Annotated in this window: 21 protein-coding genes; 12 read left to right on the forward strand and 9 right to left on the reverse strand. The window is 25.0% G+C overall.

Features of this window, described 5'->3' with window-relative positions:
* Positions 1 to 22 precede the first annotated feature (22 nt).
* The gene (locus ACFEL5_RS04630) at positions 23 to 403 is read left to right on the forward strand and encodes a hypothetical protein (RefSeq protein ID WP_338968675.1); all 381 of its coding nucleotides are present in this window, start codon (positions 23 to 25) and stop codon (positions 401 to 403) included.
* A gap of 117 nt (positions 404 to 520) precedes the next feature.
* Here the strand turns inward: ACFEL5_RS04630 and ACFEL5_RS04635 are convergent, their stop codons facing one another.
* On the reverse strand, positions 521 to 1,465 hold the full coding sequence (locus ACFEL5_RS04635) for an IS30 family transposase (RefSeq protein ID WP_375315093.1): 945 nt from the start codon (positions 1,463 to 1,465) through the stop codon (positions 521 to 523).
* Between the two features lie 428 nt (positions 1,466 to 1,893).
* Here ACFEL5_RS04635 and ACFEL5_RS04640 point away from each other — a divergent pair, with 428 nt between their 5' ends.
* Positions 1,894 to 6,363: an ABC transporter permease gene (locus ACFEL5_RS04640; RefSeq protein ID WP_375315094.1), complete on the forward strand. Its 4,470-nt coding sequence runs from the start codon at positions 1,894 to 1,896 to the stop codon at positions 6,361 to 6,363.
* A 94-nt stretch (positions 6,364 to 6,457) separates the two neighbouring features.
* The gene (locus tag ACFEL5_RS04645; RefSeq protein WP_375315095.1) at positions 6,458 to 6,994 is read left to right on the forward strand and encodes a hypothetical protein; all 537 of its coding nucleotides are present in this window, start codon (positions 6,458 to 6,460) and stop codon (positions 6,992 to 6,994) included.
* On the opposite strand, the gene ACFEL5_RS04650 is transcribed toward ACFEL5_RS04645, so the two are convergent.
* Positions 6,978 to 7,922: an IS30 family transposase gene (locus ACFEL5_RS04650; protein ID WP_338966716.1), complete on the reverse strand. Its 945-nt coding sequence runs from the start codon at positions 7,920 to 7,922 to the stop codon at positions 6,978 to 6,980. The two genes, ACFEL5_RS04645 and ACFEL5_RS04650, sit on opposite strands and share 17 nt — an antisense overlap.
* 324 nt (positions 7,923 to 8,246) lie before the next feature.
* Here ACFEL5_RS04650 and ACFEL5_RS04655 point away from each other — a divergent pair, with 324 nt between their 5' ends.
* From ACFEL5_RS04655 to ACFEL5_RS04665, 3 genes are all read left to right on the forward strand, one after another.
* Positions 8,247 to 9,116: a hypothetical protein gene (locus ACFEL5_RS04655; RefSeq protein ID WP_375315096.1), complete on the forward strand. Its 870-nt coding sequence runs from the start codon at positions 8,247 to 8,249 to the stop codon at positions 9,114 to 9,116.
* Between the two features lie 169 nt (positions 9,117 to 9,285).
* Positions 9,286 to 11,124 (forward strand): hypothetical protein, encoded by a 1,839-nt coding sequence (locus tag ACFEL5_RS04660; protein ID WP_375315097.1) that lies wholly within the window; start codon positions 9,286 to 9,288, stop codon positions 11,122 to 11,124.
* Between the two features lie 114 nt (positions 11,125 to 11,238).
* Positions 11,239 to 12,225, forward strand: coding sequence for a hypothetical protein (locus tag ACFEL5_RS04665; protein WP_375315098.1), 987 nt, complete (start codon positions 11,239 to 11,241; stop codon positions 12,223 to 12,225).
* 180 nt (positions 12,226 to 12,405) lie between these two features.
* On the opposite strand, the gene ACFEL5_RS04670 is transcribed toward ACFEL5_RS04665, so the two are convergent.
* Positions 12,406 to 12,582, reverse strand: coding sequence for a hypothetical protein (locus tag ACFEL5_RS04670; protein WP_375315099.1), 177 nt, complete (start codon positions 12,580 to 12,582; stop codon positions 12,406 to 12,408).
* 68 nt (positions 12,583 to 12,650) lie between these two features.
* On the opposite strand from ACFEL5_RS04670, the gene ACFEL5_RS04675 reads away from it, so the two are divergent.
* Both ACFEL5_RS04675 and ACFEL5_RS04680 read left to right on the forward strand, forming a co-directional pair.
* The gene (locus ACFEL5_RS04675; RefSeq protein WP_338966716.1) at positions 12,651 to 13,595 is read left to right on the forward strand and encodes an IS30 family transposase; all 945 of its coding nucleotides are present in this window, start codon (positions 12,651 to 12,653) and stop codon (positions 13,593 to 13,595) included.
* Positions 13,596 to 13,934 (forward strand): hypothetical protein, encoded by a 339-nt coding sequence (locus ACFEL5_RS04680; RefSeq protein WP_375315100.1) that lies wholly within the window; start codon positions 13,596 to 13,598, stop codon positions 13,932 to 13,934.
* 12 nt (positions 13,935 to 13,946) lie between these two features.
* Here ACFEL5_RS04680 and ACFEL5_RS04685 read toward each other — a convergent pair whose 3' ends face one another.
* Positions 13,947 to 14,891, reverse strand: a complete 945-nt coding sequence (locus ACFEL5_RS04685; RefSeq protein WP_338966716.1) for an IS30 family transposase — start codon at positions 14,889 to 14,891, stop codon at positions 13,947 to 13,949.
* 205 nt (positions 14,892 to 15,096) lie between these two features.
* Between ACFEL5_RS04685 and ACFEL5_RS04690 the strand changes: the two genes are divergently transcribed.
* Entirely contained in the window at positions 15,097 to 15,489 is a 393-nt protein-coding gene (locus tag ACFEL5_RS04690) for a transposase family protein (RefSeq protein ID WP_375315019.1), read from the forward strand.
* A 5-nt stretch (positions 15,490 to 15,494) separates the two neighbouring features.
* Entirely contained in the window at positions 15,495 to 15,914 is a 420-nt protein-coding gene (locus ACFEL5_RS04695; RefSeq protein ID WP_375315760.1) for a transposase family protein, read from the forward strand.
* A gap of 19 nt (positions 15,915 to 15,933) precedes the next feature.
* On the opposite strand, the gene ACFEL5_RS04700 is transcribed toward ACFEL5_RS04695, so the two are convergent.
* The 3 genes from ACFEL5_RS04700 to ACFEL5_RS04710 form a co-directional block, all read right to left on the reverse strand.
* Complete coding sequence (locus ACFEL5_RS04700; RefSeq protein ID WP_375315101.1) at positions 15,934 to 16,494, reverse strand: UPF0236 family transposase-like protein; 561 nt, start codon at positions 16,492 to 16,494, stop codon at positions 15,934 to 15,936.
* A gap of 187 nt (positions 16,495 to 16,681) precedes the next feature.
* Positions 16,682 to 17,314, reverse strand: a complete 633-nt coding sequence (locus tag ACFEL5_RS04705; protein ID WP_375315102.1) for a UPF0236 family transposase-like protein — start codon at positions 17,312 to 17,314, stop codon at positions 16,682 to 16,684.
* Positions 17,315 to 17,930: 616 nt separating this feature from the next.
* Positions 17,931 to 18,554, reverse strand: a complete 624-nt coding sequence (locus tag ACFEL5_RS04710; protein WP_375315103.1) for a hypothetical protein — start codon at positions 18,552 to 18,554, stop codon at positions 17,931 to 17,933.
* Positions 18,555 to 18,778: 224 nt separating this feature from the next.
* Here ACFEL5_RS04710 and ACFEL5_RS04715 point away from each other — a divergent pair, with 224 nt between their 5' ends.
* Together ACFEL5_RS04715 and ACFEL5_RS04720 are read left to right on the forward strand one after the other, a co-directional pair.
* Positions 18,779 to 19,021, forward strand: a complete 243-nt coding sequence (locus ACFEL5_RS04715; protein WP_375315104.1) for a helix-turn-helix domain-containing protein — start codon at positions 18,779 to 18,781, stop codon at positions 19,019 to 19,021.
* A gap of 80 nt (positions 19,022 to 19,101) precedes the next feature.
* Positions 19,102 to 20,046, forward strand: a complete 945-nt coding sequence (locus ACFEL5_RS04720) for an IS30 family transposase (RefSeq protein ID WP_338966716.1) — start codon at positions 19,102 to 19,104, stop codon at positions 20,044 to 20,046.
* Between the two features lie 284 nt (positions 20,047 to 20,330).
* Here ACFEL5_RS04720 and ACFEL5_RS04725 read toward each other — a convergent pair whose 3' ends face one another.
* Positions 20,331 to 21,152 carry a lipoprotein gene (locus tag ACFEL5_RS04725; protein WP_375315105.1) on the reverse strand — a complete coding sequence of 274 codons (822 nt, stop codon included), beginning with the start codon at positions 21,150 to 21,152 and terminating at the stop codon, positions 20,331 to 20,333.
* A 437-nt stretch (positions 21,153 to 21,589) separates the two neighbouring features.
* The gene (locus tag ACFEL5_RS04730; RefSeq protein ID WP_342190057.1) at positions 21,590 to 22,375 is read right to left on the reverse strand and encodes a hypothetical protein; all 786 of its coding nucleotides are present in this window, start codon (positions 22,373 to 22,375) and stop codon (positions 21,590 to 21,592) included.
* Positions 22,376 to 22,381: the final 6 nt, after the last annotated feature.

Consider the following 22,381-nt stretch of genomic DNA (forward strand, 5'->3'; position numbering starts at 1 on the left):
AGTTAAAGGGGATGTATTATATATGGCAAAAATAAATCCAACAGGACTAATAATTCCTAAAATATTAATGATGATTGGCGCTATTTGAATTATGGTTTTTGCAGTTGCGATTGCAATTAGTAAAGATGAAAATGCTGGTGTGATGTATGGTTTAAAAATTTCGTGACCGTTATTATTATTTTTAGGGTTAGTATATATATTGATTCCTTTTTCTGTTAAAGTGGGAATTTGATCATTAGTTTGAGGTGCTTTAATAGCAACCCTATCAATCATTATTCTTATTGGTAGTCTTATTGATGTTGATTATAAATCAATATGAACTTATTTTGGAGCAGCACCTTATGCGTTTTTAGCAGTAGGTTCAGTCTTATGAACATTAACATCATTTAAAACAAAAAAATAAAATTCTTATTTTTATAAGTGAAGCTTTGGCTTCACTTTTTTAATTGAAAAATTTATCTCATTAAATTTTTATTTTTAAATTTTGTATAATATTGCCAAATTGTAAAGTTAAGTGCAACTAAATTATTTTTCTAACCAAATATTCGATTGGCGAAAGATAATTTAGTATTTTTCTTGGTCTTTGGTTTAAAGACAATATAAATTTATGAACTGCATTTTTAGTAGTGTTTGAAAAATTAAATTTTTTAGGAAATTTTTCTCTAATTAAACCATTAGTATTTTCATTAGTACCTCTTTGTCAAGGTGAATATGCATCAGCAAAATAAATTTTCACATTTAAATTTTTTTCAAGTTGTTGTCAATTAGCAAATTCTTTACCCCTATCAAATGTTATAGTCTTAACAAGATTATTTGGAAGAATTGATAAATAATGACTAATATTTTTGTTAATAACTTTAGTAGTTCTATTTTCAACTAATATTGCTAAAGTAAATCTTGATGTTCTTTCAACTAAAGTTATTAAACATGATTTACTTTTACCTCGTGATGATACTACAGTATCACCTTCTCAATGGCCAAGAGTTATGCGATTATTAACATTTCGTTCTTTAATGGATTTACCATTAAATTTACCCCGATTTTCTTGAGATTTTCGTTTCTTACCTTGTCTTCTTAAATTTTTACTAGTAACCTTTTCAAGTAATCCAGAATAAATTCAATTGTAAATTGTTTTAAAACTAATAATTCATTCTTGATGAAAATTTTTAATTCTGCCATAAATTTGTTCAGGCGATCAACCTAATAATAATTTTTGTTGTACATATTTTACTAATTCTCTATTTTTAAATTTATGAAAATAAACATGTAATTGTTTTCTATTTTCTGCTTTATTTTGTGCAATTAATGAAAAATAATGATTATTATCTTTATTTCTATTAACTTCTCGATTAATAGTACTAATACTTCGATTAAGATTTTTAGCTATTTCACTAATTTTTACTTTAAATTTCAATTGATTCTCAATATAAATTCTTTCATCTATGCCAAGATGTTTGTATCCCATATAAAAACTCCTTAAATTTACTTTTTCTAAAATAAACTTAGCATCATGAAATTTTTATATGAAATCTTTTGCAATTTTATTTACTTGCACTTACAAGTATAATTCAGCATTAATAAAACAAAATATTTAATATTAACAAACATATTCTTAATAAAAGGTTATAAAAACTAAGTAAAATGCTTATAAAAACAACATTAAAATAATTTTTTACAACAAAAATCATACATAAGAAATATATACTTAATTTGCATATTGAAATAATTTATAGTAAATGACTATTTTTTCTTTTTTAAAAAATACCTAAGAAAACTAAACGTGACCAATATTCTTACAAGGTTGCCGTTCATAAATAAGTTGATATAATTATTTATGTTAAAAAATATTTATCTTTTTTATAATAATTTATTAAGTTGAGGTTAGATACATTTATGAAACATTGAAAATGAAACAAATTATTTAAGCAAGCCTTTTGAGGAGCATTTAAACATAAAATCCAAATTATTTCATTAATTTTATTAACTATTATCTTATCAACGACAATTACCTTAACTTGAATTACGACAAGATGACTCTTAGATGGTGAAACAGCAATGAATAGTGCTACAACACCATTTAATTATAGTTATCGCTTTAACAGTAAAAATAGTCCTAGTATTCAAAGCATATCACCAACATTTAATATTTGTACTGCTTTTAGTAAAAGTTCATTAGCAGAATCTAATACTAGTAAAAGTATAAAAGATAACAGTACACCAATACTTACCATTGCGAAAGATAAAAATGACCCTACGGGGTGTTTATTACCATTAATATCAGAAAGTTTAGATATTACGGAAAAAATAGCAAGTGATAATAATATCACAATTGAAAATATTTCCTTTAAAAATTTACTAAAATGAGAAAAAATTAATACAAATAGTTTAGCCTTTAAAAATTCACTCTTTGGTCAAATTTTACATAAAAAATATCATGACATTCCTAATAACGAATTTAAAATATTATATGAACAATATACAACTTTGGTTGAACAATACATTAACCCAATTTTTGCCTTTTATTTATTTAATCTTTATAAAGCTAATAGTGATAAACTTAAATATCCAAAAAAAACAACTGATGCTGATTATTTTGACAAAGTTAAAGCATTTAAAGAAATATTTTTAAGAGACTTTGTTAATGCTCGTAATGGCGACAGTTGAATAAGAGATATAAATAATGAAACTGATTTATCTAGTGATAATGTTCCAATTTTTGGTGGCGGAATTAATATTTTTCAACAATTAACAAAAGAAGATTATGAAAAAAGGTTTCCTCAGGCAACAAATTTTAATAACAAAGCTTTTTTTAAACAAGGTTTTAAAGGCGATTTAGGAAATATTTTAATGAATATTAGCAAAGATAATAATGAAATTATTTTTCAACTAACAAACGACCACATAAATGATAATAAGGATAGTAGTTATCTCGATGTTGCCAAATATCTAACACTTCCGATTGGTGGAACATCTTTAAGAAATAATTGAGATATTTCGCAAGCAATATGAAATCACCATAATAAATTAGTTGGCTTATTAAGTAACTTTAATGTCAATTTACGCCAAGAGTATTTATTTTCTGATTTTGCTACTAATATCCGTTATCGTGTAATTAGTATTAATCCTAATAATGACGCTAAAAAAAATAATATTAAAATCATTAGTGGCACCTATCCTACTGGTGCTAATCAAATTGTAATTAATCCTCAGTTTGCTGAAAAATATAATTATAAAATTGGTGATACTCTTAAAATTGGTAGCTATAAATTAATAATTACTGGCATTGGTGGCGATAACTTTACATCGTTACCTGTTGTTCATCCAATAAATTTTCTTCCTAATCCAGCAAAAGAAGCCGTCTTATTCGTTAACCACCAATTATTTATTCGTGATGAATTCATTCGTTATAGTGATATTGAAGATATATCTAATGTCTATTTAACATACACAGGAAATCATATTGCCAATGATTTCGAATTATTTCGACTTTTTCTTAATGATAATTTTAAAAAAAATAATAACAGCATTGAAACTGTTTATCAAAAAATGTTAGCTTACAATAACAACCCCCAAGACATTCAAAAAATTACTGAAGATTTAAAAATAACTTCAACGATTGAAAATAGTGACAGCAACAATTATATTAATCGTGGCTTTAATTCGTTACCAACAATTACTAGAACATATACTTGATTTAGTATTATTATTGTTATTTTTATGACAATGTTAACAGTTTTTGCAACAGTATTAATTATTAGAAAAACCGTTGAACGCAACGCAACACAAATTGGTGTTTTGAAAGCATTAGGCTATGAAAATAAAACAATTATTGGTTCATATTGATCTTATGCCTTAATAACAACAATTCTTGCTGTACCCATTGGTTGAATTGTTGGTAGTATTTTACAAATAGCCGTAATGAAAATTTTTGAAAATTTCTTTACAATCCCAAATAATATTTTTTATTTTGATATTATTCCTTTTCTAATTGCTTTGGCAATTAATATCATTGTAATTTTAATTACCGTAACAATTACTGCTTATAAACAAGTAGCAAAAAATACAATTACCCTATTACGACCTAACAGTGATAATAAACCTTCAAAAGCAATTTCTGGCATCCACAAAAGATGATTTGCATTTGGAAGCTTTAAAACTCGGTTTCGTTTGGCATTGGCATCAGTTTCATATAAGAAAATTATTATTATGTTTGTAACAATTCTTATTGCTTCATTCACTATCGCTATTGCCTTAATGATCCCTGCTGCTGTTCGCAGTCTTGATGATTCTTATTATGGACTTTTAAAATATCAAACTAATGCTGAATTTCAACAACCGATTAGTAATATCCCAACAACTCGTTATAATTTATACCCTTGAAAAGGGATTGATGCTCAAAATCAAAGTCTTGATTACCCAATTACTGAAATTCGTCCAGTAGCTGATTACTATAAAGATGCTCCTGCTAATTCTTGAAAAAAACTTAGTGATAATACCCAAAACATTAATTTAGATAATATTTTAAAACAAATTGCTTATAACTATTATTGAACAGGTGGCAGAGGAATTTCTTTAGGTTGATTAGAACAAATTTCTAAGGATTTTAATAATAATCCCAAACTTTCAGGATTATTATCCACAATTATTTGTCCAATGGTAAACACTATTTTAACAACTAATGCCGAAATAAATACTAGTGATAACTGAAGAACCTGTACAATGAATGCAATTGAAACAGCTGTTCCTTCTTATATTAAAGACTTTCTTAATATTTCTGGAAGAAAACAACGCTTAACAATTACTCATAATACTTTACCTTATAATGCTAAAGAAGATGAATTATATACATATTATGATGCTAACTTAAATAATGTCGCTTTTAAAACCCTAGGAGTAAAACCAAATAGTGATATGATTGCATTAAAAGAAAGTTCAAAATATATCCAAGAAAAAAAATGACTTGATAAGATTCCAGCAGTTATTAATCGGGCAATGCAAATAAAACATAATTTAAAAGTTGATAGTATTTTTGAAAGTGAAGTTCAACAAAAACAATTACAATATATGAGTGCTAATAATAAATGATATCCTGCTCACACTTCATTTTGAATTTATCGTGATGAAAATAACTCTGAAAATATCTATAATATGCCTCTAGATAAATGAAGTATTAATGATAATAACTCGCCTTATGGTTGAACTAACCATTATGGTTATAAAGAAAACGATATTGGTGATGATGACATTGCTAAAAGTTATCGTAACTTAAATGAAATAATTTTACGATTACCCAAAGAAGAAATCACAATTGATAATATCAAATACCCAGCAATTAAAGATGAATTTTTAAAAGAAATTATTAATGCAAAAATACCAACAAATAATAATAAATTTGTTATTGAACAATCATCCGACAATAAATGATGACATATTAGAGCCTTTGTGCCATTTGCTACTAAAAATAAATTTGTTGATGAAAACTTTATGACATCAGCACTAAATCTCTTAAATCAATCATATGACAATCCATTATGAAATATTTTTATTGCCATACTAGACGGTAAAACTATTGGTAATAAAGAAATACCTAAAATTCTAAAAATTGATAATACCCCGATACCGCAAAAAGTTAAATATCAAGTTAAAGCAATTCATGAATCTTATGGTGAATTAAAAGTTTATATTAATCAACGAGTTGCTAATCAAATTCTTGGTTTTAATGCCACAACAAGTAGTGAAATTTATAAAAAAGATCCTTTTAATAATGAACCATTATGATTTAATGGTCGGTTATCATCTAATCCTGAATTAACTGATGTTACTAGTAGATATTCAACAACTTCAACTCTTGGTGATTATTCAATTGCTAGTTTAAATGATAATGTTGCTAATACTGTTACTAACAGTGAACTATTAACAGTAAAACGAGAATTAATTAAAAACTTAACAACAGTGGCTTCTAGTATTGCTGCCATCTTTATTTTAGGTTCAATTAGTCTATCCGTAATTATTGTTATAATGATTTCTAATCTTCTTGTCCATCAGTTTGCTAAACTAATGGCGATTATGAAAATTCAAGGGTATAAATATCGTGAAATTAATAGTTTAACTTTATCAATGTTTATTCCGGCCGCTATTATGGGATTTATCGTTGGATTTATCAGTGCTTGATTTATTTGTCAAGGTATCTTATGAACTATTGGAATTTTTACTGGATTCATTATTCTCCTATATTTCCAATGATGACTTTTACCAATAACATTAGCAACAATTACAATTATTTACACACTGACTTATATAATTTCAACTGAAACATTAAAACGAATGAATGTACTTGAATTAGTAAAAAGTAGTGACGAATAAGTTATTTAAAGCAGAAAGGCTACAAAAACTAATGAAAAAAATATTTCCAACTTATAAACAAGCATTTTTTTCAATGTTTAAAGTAAAAGTTCAAATGATTTTACTAATTTTGCTAACAATAATTCTCACTGCTAGTATTAGTCTCGCCATGTCAACAATTAATAATTTAAAGCAAAGTAATAATTTTATGGGGCAAGAAGTAAAATATGATTATTATTATAAATTTAATTTTTCTAACACTGATTTTACAGAAAGCAATAAATTAACAGTTAGTGACTTTAGTATTAGTAATAATCCTAATGATGATAGTCTAATAACATTAAAAACTAAAAATGTGCAACTAATAACTAAAAAAGTTAACGAGCAATATACTATTGATAATATTAAACTAGTTAATTATTTAAAATGAGAACAAATTAATCATCAAAGTTCTTATTTTCAAAAATCAATTATTGGAAAAATTCTTAAAGAAAAATATCATTATGTCATTAACAACATTGAATTTAAACAACTTTTTAATAAATTTATTAATGTAATTGATATATATTTTTCTTCTTTACTTAATAAAATGTTATGAAATTATTATATTAGCCAAATTGTAAAGTTAAGTGCAACTAAATTATTTTTCTAACCAAATATTCGATTGGCGAAAGATAATTTAGTATTTTTCTTGGTCTTTGGTTTAAAGACAATATAAATTTATGAACTGCATTTTTAGTAGTGTTTGAAAAATTAAATTTTTTAGGAAATTTTTCTCTAATTAAACCATTAGTATTTTCATTAGTACCTCTTTGTCAAGGTGAATATGCATCAGCAAAATAAATTTTCACATTTAAATTTTTTTCAAGTTGTTGTCAATTAGCAAATTCTTTACCCCTATCAAATGTTATAGTCTTAACAAGATTATTTGGAAGAATTGATAAATAATGACTAATATTTTTGTTAATAACTTTAGTAGTTCTATTTTCAACTAATATTGCTAAAGTAAATCTTGATGTTCTTTCAACTAAAGTTATTAAACATGATTTACTTTTACCTCGTGATGATACTACAGTATCACCTTCTCAATGGCCAAGAGTTATGCGATTATTAACATTTCGTTCTTTAATGGATTTACCATTAAATTTACCCCGATTTTCTTGAGATTTTCGTTTCTTACCTTTTCTTCTTAAATTTTTACTAGTAACCTTTTCAAGTAATCCAGAATAAATTCAATTGTAAATTGTTTTAAAACTAATAATTCATTCTTGATGAAAATTTTTAATTCTGCCATAAATTTGTTCAGGCGATCAACCTAATAATAATTTTTGTTGTACATATTTTACTAATTCTCTATTTTTAAATTTATGAAAATAAACATGTAATTGTTTTCTATTTTCTGCTTTATTTTGTGCAATTAATGAAAAATAATGATTATTATCTTTATTTCTATTAACTTCTCGATTAATAGTACTAATACTTCGATTAAGATTTTTAGCTATTTCACTAATTTTTACTTTAAATTTCAATTGATTCTCAATATAAATTCTTTCATCTATGCCAAGATGTTTGTATCCCATATAAAAACTCCTTAAATTTACTTTTTCTAAAATAAACTTAGCATCATGAAATTTTTATATGAAATCTTTTGCAATTTTATTTACTTGCACTTACAAGTATAATTCAGCAAAAAAGAAAAAATAGTCATTTACTATAAATTATTTCAATATGCAAATTAAGTATATATTTCTTATGTATGATTTTTGTTGTAAAAAATTATTTTAATGTTGTTTTTATAAGCATTTTACTTAGTTTTTATAACCTTTTATTAAGAATATGTTTGTTAATATTAAATATTTTGTTTTATTAATTATTTTTCAAGTAAAAAGGTAATAAATTTTTAGTTGCTTTTCTTTCAAAATTATTCAAATCTTTACCCACCTAACAAAACTTTATGCGCCCATGCAAGAGCATTATTAGATCAAAGATGACAAGAAAATCAAGCAAGACAAGAAGAAGCAAAAGAAAACGCAAAAAGAGAAGTAGAACAAAGATTAGCAGATATTGATGAAATAATGCAGCAAGAAGAAGCGGAACAAAGAAAACAGCAAGCAGAAGAACAAAAAAGAAGAGAAGCAGAGGAAAAGCTGTTAGAAAATAGTCGTAAACTTGAAGCAGAGACGGCCAAAGTAGCAGAGCAAATGCTAGCACAACAAGCGAAGGAAAAACAAGCAAGAGAAAAAAGACAACAAGAAGATCAAGCAAGACAGGAAGAAGAGTTAACAGAAGGATTAAAAAAATTAAATATTAGTGATAAACCGACAAGAAAAACCAAAGGAAATGAAGACGAAAGAAATTTAGAAAAAGAAATAGAAAATGCAAGAGAAGTTGCTAAACGATTAGATGAAGAAGAAGAACAACGAAAATTAAGCAAAACAAGTGTTAAAGAGTATGAAAAGCAACAAGAAGAACAAAGAAAACAGCAAGCAGAAGAACAAAGAAAACAGCAAGCAGAAGAACAAAGAAAACAGCAAGCAGAAAAACAAAGCAGAAGAGAAGCAGAAGAAAAGCTGTTAGAAAATAGTCGTAAACTTGAAGCAGAGACGGCCAAAGTAGCAAAGCAAATGCTAGAAAGGCAAAAGAGAGAAAGAGAAGAAAGACAACAAGCAAGAGAAGCAAAAAAAAGAAAATTAGAAGAAAGACAACAAGCTAAAGAAGCAGAAGAACAAAAAAGAAAAAAAAGTCAACGCGAAAAACCTTTATTATCTAGTTAAAGTTATAAAATTGGAAAATCATGCTGATATTAATTATTAGAACATTTGAATGATTAATTGTTGTTGGAAAACCACAAAATATATGAAGAAACTAATAATTAACTAGAAAAAAATTGATTAGATTCATTTTAATAGCATCTTCTAGTAGAAATTTAAGAGGAGAATAATAATGAAAAGAACCCAAAAACTATCAGAAAATCTATTTGAAGTTGAAAAATGAGAAGAACAACTAAGAGCAGATATAAAAAACGAGCAAGAACAAATGATTCAAAGTATTTCATCACTAGAAACCAATGCTGTAAATTATAAACAAATGATAAAAATAAAACCAACTAAATCACCTTGAGAATTAGCATGTTTATTAGCAACAATTTTACAAATAAACTGAGGTAATAGCAGTTCATCATTAGGAAATAGACATCGAACTAGTAGAACTTCTAGGTTGTCAGGACTAAGTCATAATGATGAAGTAATGGGTTACTTATTAAGAAAATCACATAGTGTTATTGAAAAAGATGACTCACAGAGTAATCCTCATAATTTTAGAAGGAATTATGCTGACAATCAGCAATTATTTCTAGATGACACAGTTAATAAGCCCTCTAATATTTTTGACAACGCTCATAGTGAAATAGATTATTATTCAGAAGCAGTAATAGATAAAATCATCAGAGATAAGTTAAAAGAAATTAGAAACTTTAACAGCGAACTAGGAATAAAAAGAGATCAAATGATTAGGGATAAGTTAAGAAAACTTAGCAAATATAATAATCCATCCGAATTCAAGAAAATTCAAGCAATTGAAGAAAGATTGGAAGATCTTAGAAAATTTAATAGTTCATTAATATTAAAAAATAATCAAATAATTGAAGAAAGATTGGAAGCACTTAGAGAACATAATAGTTTATCATTAACTAATGATTATGTAGATAGTAATATTGTTGATTACTCTAATATCACAACTAACCAAGAATTGTTAGATTGATTAGCAAAACATAACGAGGATGGAGATTCACCATTAGTTAATTATGTAGAAAGTGATATTGTTGATTACTCTAATAATATTATTGAGCAACAATTATTCGAGCAATTAACAAAAATTGAAGGAGATGCAAGTTCATCAGGGGAAATTGATAATGCTAACAAAGTGTGAACTGAGGAAGCAATCTTAGAAACTATGGAAAACCTTAATATTAAGCGCGTTTCATCAATGGTATCACTAACATCATTAACAATAGATGAAAATCAAAAACAGTTAGAAAATATCATCAGACTTGAAGCAGAGACTGCCAAAGGAGCAGAGCAAATGTTGAAACAGCAACAAATTCAAGACGAAAGTTTTAAAGTTGTATGAACTGAACAAGAGCTTATCGATAAAATGAGCAGTCTTGAACCAAATAAACATTTATCTAACGAAGAATTGTTAGCTCGCTTAGCAGAACTTAAGAGGGATGGAGATTCACCATTAGTAGCTAGTGATATTGTTGATTATTCTGATGGTGCCGTTCATCAAGAACTTTCAGATCGCTTAGCAAAGCTTAAAGGAGATGGCACTTCATCAGTGGAAATTGATAATAATCAAAAACAGTTAGACAATATCTTGAATCTTGAAGCAGAAACTGCCAAAGTAGCAGAGCAAATGTTAACACAACAAGCGAAGGAAAAACAAGCAAGAGAAAAAAAACAACAAGAAAAAGCAGAGCAAGCAAAAGAAAGAAACCAACAAGAAAAAGCAGAACAAACATTAGGAAAAAGCGAAGAGAAATTAACAGATATTGATGAAATAATAAGCGAAGTAATAAAATCAGAAGAACAACAAGATTATTTTAATTTAACTGCACCACAAGCAGGAACTAGTTTTGATCGCAATACAATTTTTAAACTTGAAGCAGAAACTGCCAAAGTAGCAGAGCAAATGCTGGCACAACAAACGAAGGAAAAACAAGCAAGAGAAAAAAGACAACAAGAAAAAGAACAGCAAGCAAGAGAAAGCTCTTATGAATACTAAATAATGTAGATTAATGAATCTTAATAAATATGGAAGGAAAAACAATAATAGACTTGGTACATAACCTTTAATTTTATCTACTATTTTGATAATTATTTTTTAGATGAAATACAAATGTTAGATAAATACAAAGATAAAAATGAATTTTATAGTTTAGTCGGCATAAAATGTTATAGTTATGTACCAAGTCTAATGAATAATAGTAATAGTAATCAAAACGATACTTTTAGGCAAGAAGTATTAGCTATATTAGATGATCGCGCGAGACTCATTGGGGCACTACAAAATGCTGTCGGATCTGTGTCCACACAAATGAAAGTACTTAAAGAAGATGCTCAAATAATGAAACAACAATTATCATGAAAAATATCAGAAAAAACCGATAGTGATTTAATATTAGAAAATGATAACCTTGATGATGACAGTGTTGAAGGTTCTATCCCTCCAACACCTTGCTCAGAATTATTTACTGGAGATGATGGAGTTAATGATTCTAAAATTGATATTATAGCAGATAGCGAATTAGAATTACGATTAGCATTGTTAAAAGAGATACCGATTGCAGATTTTATGTCAAATGAATATTTTGAGAATTTATTACCAAAAATGAAAATAGCACATACATTTTGATTACAAAATAATTTTAAGCTTAACATTGATAGTAATGAATATTTTTTATGAATGGCGCATATTAAAAAGTCAGACATATTGGAAAATCAAACCTTACTAAAAACTCAATCAAAAAAACTAATGGAGTGAGAATTAATAAAATTTAAAAATAATGAATTAATTGAGGAATTTAAAAACAAATTGTTGAATGGCGAAGTTTTACCAATTCTTAAAAAATATTTAAGTCTTGATAATATTTATATGGTACAACAAAAAATGAATCATAAATATAGTAAAAATGAAAAGAATTTTTCCAACTATACACCAATTGATTTTAATGACAAAGATTTCATTTTAACTGAAGATAAATTAATTTGAAATATTATTTGTATTAAAGAAAATAATATAAAAGGTTATTGGCACCTTAAAGAACAAAGTTTAAAAGAACAAAAAATATCTTCTGATGATATTAAGAAATTAAAAGAACAATAGACTTGGTACATAACCTTTAATTTTATCTACTATTTTGATAATTATTTTTTAGATGAAATACAAATGTTAGATAAATACAAAGATAAAAATGAATTTTATAGTTTAGTCGGCATAAAATGTTATAGTTATGTACCAAGTCTAATGGGAAAATAGTTTATGTAGTAATTTTAATGATGAGATTTATAAAATATTTACTACAAAAAATAATAAGAAAACTAATTCAAAACAAGTAGAAATAGCTCAAGCAGAGCAAAAATTTTTTCAATTTTTAGAGCAAAATTTTAATAGGTTAAAATTTAATGCTAATGAAGAAGAAAGCTGAATTATACTTGTAAGTGCAAGTAAATAAAATTGCAAAAGATTTCATATAAAAATTTCATGATGCTAAGTTTATTTTAGAAAAAGTAAATTTAAGGAGTTTTTATATGGGATACAAACATCTTGGCATAGATGAAAGAATTTATATTGAGAATCAATTGAAATTTAAAGTAAAAATTAGTGAAATAGCTAAAAATCTTAATCGAAGTATTAGTACTATTAATCGAGAAGTTAATAGAAATAAAGATAATAATCATTATTTTTCATTAATTGCACAAAATAAAGCAGAAAATAGAAAACAATTACATGTTTATTTTCATAAATTTAAAAATAGAGAATTAGTAAAATATGTACAACAAAAATTATTATTAGGTTGATCGCCTGAACAAATTTATGGCAGAATTAAAAATTTTCATCAAGAATGAATTATTAGTTTTAAAACAATTTACAATTGAATTTATTCTGGATTACTTGAAAAGGTTACTAGTAAAAATTTAAGAAGAAAAGGTAAGAAACGAAAATCTCAAGAAAATCGGGGTAAATTTAATGGTAAATCCATTAAAGAACGAAATGTTAATAATCGCATAACTCTTGGCCATTGAGAAGGTGATACTGTAGTATCATCACGAGGTAAAAGTAAATCATGTTTAATAACTTTAGTTGAAAGAACATCAAGATTTACTTTAGCAATATTAGTTGAAAATAGAACTACTAAAGTTATTAACAAAAATATTAGTCATTATTTATCAATTCTTCCAAATAATCTTGTTAAGACTATAACATTTGATAGGGGTAAAGAATTTGCTAATTGACAACAACTTGAAAAAAATTTAAATGTGAAAATTTATTTTGCTGATGCATATTCACCTTGACAAAGAGGTACTAATGAAAATACTAATGGTTTAATTAGAGAAAAATTTCCTAAAAAATTTAATTTTTCAAACACTACTAAAAATGCAGTTCATAAATTTATATTGTCTTTAAACCAAAGACCAAGAAAAATACTAAATTATCTTTCGCCAATCGAATATTTGGTTAGAAAAATAATTTAGTTGCACTTAACTTTACAATTTGGCATTTATAAAGTTTTAGGTGGTTTTTTTACACAATTCTTTTATGCGAGTTTTGATATGGATGCTTCTACTTATGTAGGATTAAGTTATAAAGGAATGCAAGAAATTCCTAAAAATGTTTTACAAATGGGGTTTTTCTATCGCTCATTAATTACTTTTTATCCCAAACAGTATTTAATTAACTTTGGTTCAACAATCGAAAATAGTAAGAATATGATTTTTCGTTCTTATTTCTTTGTTGAAGATAAAAGAATTATTAATGGTTTTAATAAAGGTGAAAGTTCTTATCAAATAAATTTTAATTTTGCCAAATTGTAAAGTTAAGTGCAACTAAATTATTTTTCTAACCAAATATTCGATTGGCGAAAGATAATTTAGTATTTTTCTTGGTCTTTGGTTTAAAGACAATATAAATTTATGAACTGCATTTTTAGTAGTGTTTGAAAAATTAAATTTTTTAGGAAATTTTTCTCTAATTAAACCATTAGTATTTTCATTAGTACCTCTTTGTCAAGGTGAATATGCATCAGCAAAATAAATTTTCACATTTAAATTTTTTTCAAGTTGTTGTCAATTAGCAAATTCTTTACCCCTATCAAATGTTATAGTCTTAACAAGATTATTTGGAAGAATTGATAAATAATGACTAATATTTTTGTTAATAACTTTAGTAGTTCTATTTTCAACTAATATTGCTAAAGTAAATCTTGATGTTCTTTCAACTAAAGTTATTAAACATGATTTACTTTTACCTCGTGATGATACTACAGTATCACCTTCTCAATGGCCAAGAGTTATGCGATTATTAACATTTCGTTCTTTAATGGATTTACCATTAAATTTACCCCGATTTTCTTGAGATTTTCGTTTCTTACCTTTTCTTCTTAAATTTTTACTAGTAACCTTTTCAAGTAATCCAGAATAAATTCAATTGTAAATTGTTTTAAAACTAATAATTCATTCTTGATGAAAATTTTTAATTCTGCCATAAATTTGTTCAGGCGATCAACCTAATAATAATTTTTGTTGTACATATTTTACTAATTCTCTATTTTTAAATTTATGAAAATAAACATGTAATTGTTTTCTATTTTCTGCTTTATTTTGTGCAATTAATGAAAAATAATGATTATTATCTTTATTTCTATTAACTTCTCGATTAATAGTACTAATACTTCGATTAAGATTTTTAGCTATTTCACTAATTTTTACTTTAAATTTCAATTGATTCTCAATATAAATTCTTTCATCTATGCCAAGATGTTTGTATCCCATATAAAAACTCCTTAAATTTACTTTTTCTAAAATAAACTTAGCATCATGAAATTTTTATATGAAATCTTTTGCAATTTTATTTACTTGCACTTACAAGTATAATTCAGCATTTCCCCCTTTTTAATGTTTTTCTTGATTAGACTTGGTACATAACCTTTAATTTTATCTACTATTTTGATAATATTATTTACTAGGTGAAGTACAAATGTTAGATAAATACAAAGACGAAAATGAATTTTATAGTCTAATAGGCATAAAATATAAAACTTTCATGAAAATGGTAGAAATTTTAAAAGAAGCTAAAGCTAAACAAAAACAAATTGGTGGTAGACCAAATAAATTATCAATAGAGCAAAGATTACTTATGACTTTAGAATACTGAAAAGAATATAGTACATATCGTATTATTGCAAAAAAATATAATATTAGTCATGTTAGTTGTATTCGTAATATCTTTTGAGTTGAAAATACTCTAATAAAAAATAGTCACTTTCATATACCTGGCAAAAAGATATTATTGGAACATAAAGTTACTAATAATAATTTATTAGCAATTGATGCTACAGAAATTCCAATTGAAAGAATTAAAAAAAACTAAAATTATTATTTTCTGGTAAGAAAAGGCAACATTCATTAAAATCACAAATAATTATTGATTTATTTAACAATAAAATTATTTCAGTAGATTTTTGTTATGGCAGTATTCATGATTATAAGTTATTTTTAAAATCAAATACACTTATAAATCCAAAATTAGAATTAATTGCCGATTCAGGCTATCAAGGTTTGCAAAATGTTCATAAAAATACATTATTGCCAATTAAAAAGAGTAAAAATAATCCCTTAAATCCAGATAAAAAGGAATATAATAGCTTTTTAAGTAAAGTTAGAATTGCCATTGAACATGTTTTTGCTAGATTAAAAAGATTTAAAATACTAGTTTATCGTTATCGCAATAAGATTAGAAGATTTGGATTACGATTTAACTTAATTTCAGGAATATATAATTTTGAATTAAGCTAGTTATAGTTATGTACCAAGTCTAATGTAATACATTTAATTTGTTTAAATTTGCCATTCTTAAATGTAATAGATTATTTAAATTTTTATGATTATATATTTTCGCCCCATATCCTAATTGTTGTTTTACCAAATGTGATACATCACTTTCAATGCTACAACCGATATTTCATTCTAAATTTTGATGATGAATACCATGCTTGTTGTTTTCGAAATAATTACTCGCCCTCCTTAAATTTTTTTTAATGTCTTTATTTAATTCATTTTTAGCACCATTGCGAATGTTTTTGATTAATTCTTGATGATTACCATTTTTATATAATTCAATTCAACTATTTAGTGTTACTTTGCGATTTTCAAAAATAATATTAAATGCCGTTTGTTTTAATTTTTTAATAGCGTGATACCCATCTAAAATATATCTAACATTACCAAAACTATTGGCAATTTCTCTAATTCAAGTAGCGCCATCGCCACAAACAATTATTTTGTCATAATTAATATTCACATAATGTTTTTGTAATTCTCTAATTAATAAGTCACGATAATCCATCGTATTTATTCGTTTACCAACTTTTAACATTAGAAAATGACCTCGTTTGTTTTCTAATTCTCTACGAGCATTGTTGTCGTTTTTTTCTTTAGACTTGGTACATAACCTTTAATTTTATCTACTATTTTGATAATTATTTTTTAGATGAAATACAAATGTTAGATAAATACAAAGATAAAAATGAATTTTATAGTTTAGTCGGCATAAAATGTTATAGTTATGTACCAAGTCTTTTATGTCCGGTGTGAAAAGTAACTAAACGAATTCTTTGGTCTTGTTTAACTTTATGGTCTAATGTCGCTAAAAATGTCTCATCTAGTTGAATATATAAATCCTTACTTTTGACATCAATTCTATTTTTAGTTTCTTTTTCTGCTAGTTGAAAATATTCGGCAATATCGTATTTATTTAAAATATTTGAAATACTAGCTTTTGAAATATAACAATGATTTAGAGCGTCTAAAACATCGCGATACCGCTTACCATCACCCAGAAGACTTAAAACTTTAAATTGGACATCAAAATAAATGCGTTGTTTGGGTAATAGACCAATTTCTTTGTCTAACAAACATACATATTCAAATTTACCTGATTTTTTATTTCAATATTTATATCGGCGTCGTTTAAAATTAACATCACCAAAAATTGTAATAATTGTTCTTGATGCAAAATGAACTACTTTATAACCTTGTTTTAAGCGATAATGATATTTATATAAGTATTCATCTAATTTTTCGTATTCATTAGCTAGTTGTTCGCATTTATTGGTGTACATATTTTTATGGGTTGTAAATAAGTTTAATCAATGCTTATTTTCCGGGGTTTTTACATTATTATTAATTTCTAACATAATAAATTACCTTTCTTGATAGTAATTTTAATAAAGTTTAGTTAGCTTATTTTTCTTCTTTAATGATAAATGTTTTTAGAACTAGTATTTAATATGCTGAAAAAATAATAGACTTGGTACATAACTATAACATTTTATGCCGACTAAACTATAAAATTCATTTTTATCTTTGTATTTATCTAACATTTGTATTTCATCTAAAAAATAATTATCAAAATAGTAGATAAAATTAAAGGTTATGTACCAAGTCTATTGTGCAAAACATCTGTGGTATATTACATCCTTTTTTAAAACCCCTCTGTGGTATATTACAAGATTGCTAATTTTTTGTAGAAACCCTATATGTTTCGTACAATGGTTTTTATAAAATTTTTGGGAGGTTAGTTTTTTGATATTAAAAATAAATTTTTGGGGAGATAGAAAATAATGTTTAGTGTGCAATTGATTAAAACCATACAGTTGGAATCTGCAATTCTTGTGATAAAAACGATTTTTAATTTTAAAAGAAACGACAAATTATAAAATATGTCGCTGATACTTGCATATTAGAAACTTAGGAAATCACGATGATTGCATTCAAAAATCTATAAATTAATTTCCCCTTAATTTATTTTCTTTATATTTTTTCTGCAATTGGAAGACTAATAGTTATATTTTTGTATAAATTTATATTCATTTTATCTTTTGTTAAAACCAAAAGATCAATTTTAATGTCCTTTTTTTCTTTTAGATTTATATGATTTTCATTTCAAAAGACATCTTTAAAAATAAAAGTTATATCATTTTCATTTATTGCATTATCAATTTCTTTAATTTTTTTTGTAATTTCCGGTAGTAATATTTTATTTAATTCTTCTTGAGTAACATTAGATGGATTTTTTACAAATATGTTATTTATCTTAATTTTAATATTAGTCAGTGACTCATTAGTTGGTTTTGGTTGTTCTATTGGTTTTGGTTGTTCTATTGGTTTTGGTTGTTCTATTGGTTTTGGTTGTTCTATTGGTTTTGGTTGTTCTATTGGTTTTGGTTGTTCTATTGGTTTTGGTTGTTCTATTGGTTTTGGTTGTTCTATTGGTTTTGGTTGTTCTATTGGTTTTGGTTGTTCTATTGGTTTTGGTTGTTCTATTGGTTTTGATTGTTCTATTGGTTTTGTTAATTTATCACCACAAGAAATAATTAAACTTGTTCATATTACTATAAAATTAGTCATTCCTAAAATTGATAATATTTTTTTCATAACTTAAATAACTTCTTTGTAAGTTAAAAATTAACAATTCCTGAACCAATAATTAATATTTTTTTCACCTTAACATTCCTTCTTTCCTTACCAATTAATCAATTAATTTAATATTTGCTGAATTATACTTGTAAGTGCAAGTAAATAAAATTGCAAAAGATTTCATATAAAAATTTCATGATGCTAAGTTTATTTTAGAAAAAGTAAATTTAAGGAGTTTTTATATGGGATACAAACATCTTGGCATAGATGAAAGAATTTATATTGAGAATCAATTGAAATTTAAAGTAAAAATTAGTGAAATAGCTAAAAATCTTAATCGAAGTATTAGTACTATTAATCGAGAAGTTAATAGAAATAAAGATAATAATCATTATTTTTCATTAATTGCACAAAATAAAGCAGAAAATAGAAAACAATTACATGTTTATTTTCATAAGCTGAATTATACTTGTAAGTGCAAGTAAATAAAATTGCAAAAGATTTCATATAAAAATTTCATGATGCTAAGTTTATTTTAGAAAAAGTAAATTTAAGGAGTTTTTATATGGGATACAAACATCTTGGCATAGATGAAAGAATTTATATTGAGAATCAATTGAAATTTAAAGTAAAAATTAGTGAAATAGCTAAAAATCTTAATCGAAGTATTAGTACTATTAATCGAGAAGTTAATAGAAATAAAGATAATAATCATTATTTTTCATTAATTGCACAAAATAAAGCAGAAAATAGAAAACAATTACATGTTTATTTTCATAAATTTAAAAATAGAGAATTAGTAAAATATGTACAACAAAAATTATTATTAGGTTGATCGCCTGAACAAATTTATGGCAGAATTAAAAATTTTCATCAAGAATGAATTATTAGTTTTAAAACAATTTACAATTGAATTTATTCTGGATTACTTGAAAAGGTTACTAGTAAAAATTTAAGAAGAAAAGGTAAGAAACGAAAATCTCAAGAAAATCGGGGTAAATTTAATGGTAAATCCATTAAAGAACGAAATGTTAATAATCGCATAACTCTTGGCCATTGAGAAGGTGATACTGTAGTATCATCACGAGGTAAAAGTAAATCATGTTTAATAACTTTAGTTGAAAGAACATCAAGATTTACTTTAGCAATATTAGTTGAAAATAGAACTACTAAAGTTATTAACAAAAATATTAGTCATTATTTATCAATTCTTCCAAATAATCTTGTTAAGACTATAACATTTGATAGGGGTAAAGAATTTGCTAATTGACAACAACTTGAAAAAAATTTAAATGTGAAAATTTATTTTGCTGATGCATATTCACCTTGACAAAGAGGTACTAATGAAAATACTAATGGTTTAATTAGAGAAAAATTTCCTAAAAAATTTAATTTTTCAAACACTACTAAAAATGCAGTTCATAAATTTATATTGTCTTTAAACCAAAGACCAAGAAAAATACTAAATTATCTTTCGCCAATCGAATATTTGGTTAGAAAAATAATTTAGTTGCACTTAACTTTACAATTTGGCAATATAAAATAAAGTGAAAAATTCTTTTTTTTCTAGACATTATTACATAATTAAATTTAATCATTATTAATTTATCATTTTAAGATTTTTAATTTTTTATACTCTTAACTAACCACTTTTATTTAAATAAGTTCCTCTCTAAGATATAAAAAAATCCAACTAAAAAATTTGCTACTAATCAAAGTAATAAAAAGAAAGGTCTTTTATTAACCTTTCTTTCTAAGAAGAAATCAAAATTTACAATCCTTCTTTATATTTAACTAATTTTTTAATGCCATCGGTAATTTAAAATTATTTAAAATTATGTTTGGAGAAAACATTAAAACTGGTATTACACCACTTATAAATTTAAAACTAATATTAAACTTTGTTAATATTTTTTCAGAAGATAAATCAAGGGGAAAATTTAGATTTTCTATTTCAAATTCTTTGATTAATATATATTTTATATTTACAGCATTAGGAAATCCAGAATTTAATTTTTCTAATGCTTTTAAAATTTCTGGCAATAATGCTGTTTTTAATTCTTCTTTAGTAACTTTTGTTGGATCGTTAGCAATAATCTTTGTTGGTGATTCAATTGATATAATTTTAACATTTGTATAAAACCTTCTTTTAATATTTATTATTATTTCGGCATTATTGTTATTATTATTTTTTTCACTAACCTTTGCTTTAATATTAATATTTGTTTTATTTCTTATGTCAACTGGAAAATTTTCGCTAAAATCAACGATAAAATCATTTTCAGTTAAAGAATTATCATTTTCTTTTAAAAGTTCTAAAACCGCCCTTTTTACTTTTTCACTAATGTCTGTTTCAAGAATTGACTGTCTTGTTAAAAATTCATCATTAGATGTTTCATCTAATAATATTTCTTTTTGACTAATTTTACTTAGATCAAATTTGAAGTTATTAGGATTAGAAGCACGTAATGTCGGCTCATGATTAATTGTTTCTTCTGCTGATTTTGGTTTAGCAATTGGGTTAATTTTAGCTCTGCTACTACCACAACTAACAACTGAAATTAATCCAATGGCAATTAAATTTACTGCACTTAATAAATTTAATAATTTTTTCAATCTTGTATCCTCCTTTTTACTTGTTATTAACATATTGACATTTATATGTGCAAAGATATTTAAATTAATACAAAGCAAATTAAACAATAAAAATTTCTTTCTCCAAATTTTAATCTAAAATATTCTTCGTTTGGAATTTAATTATAAAACATTTCTCAAACTTTCGCTAAAAATAATTTTTCTTGACCGGTCTTCAACATATGTAAATATTACAAGGTTACCAATTTTTTATATTAAATTTAAAGGTAACAATTAAACTAACTGTTACCTTTCAAGAAAATCTTTTTATTTAAGACTTGGTACATAACTATAACATTTTATGCCGACTAAACTATAAAATTCATTTTTATCTTTGTATTTATCTAACATTTGTATTTCATCTAAAAAATAATTATCAAAATAGTAGATAAAATTAAAGGTTATGTACCAAGTCTTTATTATAACGGTTCAAAACCTTCAGGATAAATATACAACCTAATAAAGAAATATACTCCCTTTCCTTGATCAATCTTAATCATATTTATAAAAAAACTTGATGCTAATTTATAAATCGCTCCTAAAATCACAGTAGGTATTCCTAAAAAGAAAATGCTATTAAGCCTATTAAAGACATTATTAATCTGATTTAATACTTTCATAATACTACTAACTTGTTCTTTTAATAAAAAATTAACAATGTTAGGAGCATATTCACTTAAAAATGGTCAATAATCTTCAACTAATTTCATACCAATATTTTTATCTTGCGGAACAATATCAAAAAGCACAATTAAAAAATCTTTAAACGCCTTTTGAATCATATGAAAGTTTTGCGAATGATTTTTTATTATTTGTTGAAGATTATTATATTTACTAAAAAATATTGTCAAAGTATTTTTTATATCGGAATAACTAGAAACATTTTTAAATCGTAAAACCTCTTTTGTGGCTTGTACTGTTTGTTTATTAAAAAAAATTTTTAAACCTGAATTTCAAAATTTTCAACCAGCATTATAAGATTCTGTTCATACTTTCGCATCTCTAAATGGTTTAATATCAAAATTAAATATTGCTTTAACAGTAGCATCATAATTTGATATATCCATTTGCGATGGTTTTTTTATTGTTTGCAAACATACTACATTACTTTTTTGACTAACTAATTGAATTCTACTAGAAGCTAATTGCGTCACACTTGTTAATCCAATAGTGATACTACTTAATACTGATATAAAACTATTCATTAGACT

Source organism: Spiroplasma endosymbiont of Tipula paludosa (genome assembly GCF_964264785.1).
In the GTDB taxonomy this organism is placed as follows: domain Bacteria; phylum Bacillota_I; class Bacilli_A; order Mycoplasmatales; family Nriv7; genus Nriv7.